This is a genomic window from Shewanella sp. SM32 (genome assembly GCF_025654235.1).
GTDB classification, from domain to species: domain Bacteria; phylum Pseudomonadota; class Gammaproteobacteria; order Enterobacterales; family Shewanellaceae; genus Shewanella; species Shewanella oncorhynchi.
In genome coordinates, this window is sequence record NZ_JAKKRO010000124.1 from 1 (window position 1) to 2889 (window position 2889).

The following is a 2889-nucleotide window of genomic DNA, read 5'->3' on the forward strand; positions in this document are numbered from 1 at the left end:
CATTAGCTTGCTCAGTTTGTGGTGATAGACGTTGCCGCCATTTATAAAATGACATGGTGCTCAGTTGATGGGTTTGGCAAAACTCAGTGATGCTCAGCTCTGATGTGTGCCATAAGTCGATTAATTGCTGCCATTGTGCAGCGTTGCGGTAAGCTCGCTTTGCCATATCACTCTCCTGTAATGATGAGTGCACAGCTTATCGCGCGATCTTAAGTGGGAATAGGACGTCCTAAAATGGACGCTTACCTTCTAATGACAATCTTTGTTAGCAATCATCAGTCACCATACCGAGTGTTGTTCTGATTGCCATTTACAATCAGTAACTTAATTTACTTTTATTTATATTGAACCCGATTGACACATAATGATGCGTTATAACATATCATTTGTTTCAGTAGTAATCATATGGAGACGACCCACAAAATGAACTTCCACAAATACCTTCTGTTATTAGGTGTTGGCACTTTAGCTGTTTCAGCAGAACCTATTGAACGTATCAATGTCACTGGGCATGCTTTAGAAAAACCGCTAAGTCAAAGAATACAAGCCAGTAAAATCGAACTCAGCGGCGATGAACTTAATAATCGTAAAGCCGATACCTTAGGAGAAACTTTAAGCCAATTACCGGGGGTAGACAGTGGTTTTTTTGGAAGCTCATCGGGTAGGCCACAAATCCGTGGATTTGGTGGAAACAGGGTTAAAATGTTGCTCAATGGAACTCAAGTTGAGGATATGTCGTCGGTGAGTGAGGATCAATACATCCCCATCGAGCCCTTTCTTGCTGATAGTATCTTGGCCATTAAAGGTCCTACAGCTGTGATTGCCTATGGTGGGCAAGCGATGGCAGGCATTGTTGATCTCCAAGATGGTCGTATTCCATTGAGCCCAATCAATGGGTTTAACAGTCGCGCTGAAGTGAAAGCTGGCTTCAATAGTACAAGTACCGCACTGGCAAAACTTACCGCAGGGAATGAATCTTTTAACTTTGCGCTGAATATGATCAACAAAGACCGTGGTGACTACGATATCCCTGGATATTCTAAAGACAGCGATTGTAAAACGTGGTCAAAAGTCGTAGGTGCTGCACAGTTTGCCGATCTATGCCAAATCAAATATGCGCAACCTGTGTGGCAGATGAACAATCAATTAAAACGCTATGAAGATGCTACACCTTTAGAACAACAAATTATCACCGACTACTCAATAGACAGTAATGGTACTGTGCTTAACAGCAGCCACCACACATCATCATTCTCGGCAGGCGGAAGCTACACTGGCCAACAACGTCTTTTGGGTTTGGCTTACGGTTATACGGACACTCATCGCGGTATTCCGGGATTCATGCGTCGTGGCAGCAGCGCACCAGTGGATTTTGATCAACGGGGTAATATTCGAATTTTTTCCCGTGGTGATCGCGTAGATATGAAGTATGTCGAAAACTGGGATGACAATTGGATAAACTCATTTAGCCTCGATGGCGCCTATTCGAATCAAGTCGATGATGAGCATATGGCAGAGGTATCCGTCAACCAATTCGAACTTACCTCTTGGGTCATTAGCCCTAAGCTCTATCATAGTTGGACATCAAACTTCGATGGTGTCTTAGGATTACAGTACGACACTAAAGCCTATAAAGGGGAGGGCTATGACAATTACATGCCTGATGTCGATAGTCAAAACTATGCAGCCTATACGCTACAAACCCTGCACTTTGGTCCGGTTACTTTTGAGTTTGGAGGTCGTTATGATGCGATTAAGCACCAAGTAAACGCAGAGGGGTACAAGGTAGGTCGAGGCTCAGGAGCGAATGTTAAAGATAGAAATTTTTATCTCCAAAGCTACTCAGGATCACTGCAATGGGACATATTGCAAAATTGGTCAACACGAGTCAATTACGTTCATGCCGAGCGTGCTCCTGAAATGAATGAGCTTTACGCCAGTAACCCACACTATGCTCTGTTAATTGAAGAACAGGGCAGCTCAAATCTTAAAAAGGAAATTAATCACTCCTTTGAAATAAATACCACCGCTAAAATCGCCGATTTACAGCTAATGGCAAGTTGGTATCAAAATCAATTCAATGATTTTATTTATCTTGGTAGTACAGGCCTTGAGCGTAATGGTACTTATGTTCGTGAATGGCGCCAAGCAGATACAAACAATCAAGGGTTAGAGGTACAAGCTATCTATACCTTCCCGTGGCAAAGGTGGGGAGTTTTTGAGCTCAGCGCATTTACTGACAGAGTGAGAAATACTCCTCGATATCAATACGATGGTAGTTACGACATCTTTAGTACTCGTCCACCTCTCACTGGTGAGCGGGACGAATTCTTTCGCCGTAGCTTAGAAGGCACTTCAATGCCTCGTACACCACAATCCAAAACAGGCACTTCACTAAATTGGCAGTATGATGCGCTTACTGTGTCCATCGATTATGTTCGCTATCATTCACAAAGTGACGTTAGCAGATTTGAGAGGCCCTCTGAATCTTATGCTTTGCTCGGAGCCAATATCACTTTAGATCAAGTCATTTCGAAAGTGCCGACTCAATTCTACCTAAGCTTAGATAATCTTACCGATGTAGATGCGCGCCCACATAACAGTTTCCTAAGGCATTTATCCCCTATGCCAGGTCGCTCAGCGCTGAAGAATCCCCTGATGATTTACAAATAAATCATCAAATTAGGGTGGAAGCGCATCTTGTTGCATGATCAAATGGTTTCGCCAAAAACTACACTTGGACAACAAGATGCGCGAAGCCAATATCCTACAACATTCTTTACACCAATACTGCCCAGAACTTCACCTAAAACGATTAAACAGCTTGATGCTGGCCTCTAAGGCACTGATTGAATGTAAGACACTGACCTTGACTGAGTTAGGTCGAAA

At 43.2% G+C, this 2889-nt stretch carries 2 protein-coding genes and 1 pseudogene; 2 read left to right on the forward strand and 1 reads right to left on the reverse strand.

Annotation, left to right across the window (positions count from 1 at the left end; all coding sequences use genetic code 11):
* On the reverse strand, window positions 1–166 hold a 166-nt coding region (gene tnpA / locus L5M10_RS24260; protein ID WP_411569349.1), incomplete at its 3' end, for an IS66 family insertion sequence element accessory protein TnpA.
* A gap of 257 nt (window positions 167–423) precedes the next feature.
* Between tnpA and L5M10_RS23465 the strand changes: the two genes are divergently transcribed.
* Complete coding sequence (locus tag L5M10_RS23465; protein WP_263256054.1) at window positions 424–2673, forward strand: TonB-dependent receptor; 2250 nt, start codon at window positions 424–426, stop codon at window positions 2671–2673.
* 76 nt (window positions 2674–2749) lie between these two features.
* Window positions 2750–2889, forward strand: a pseudogene (locus L5M10_RS23470) (IS4 family transposase); the annotation flags it as partial.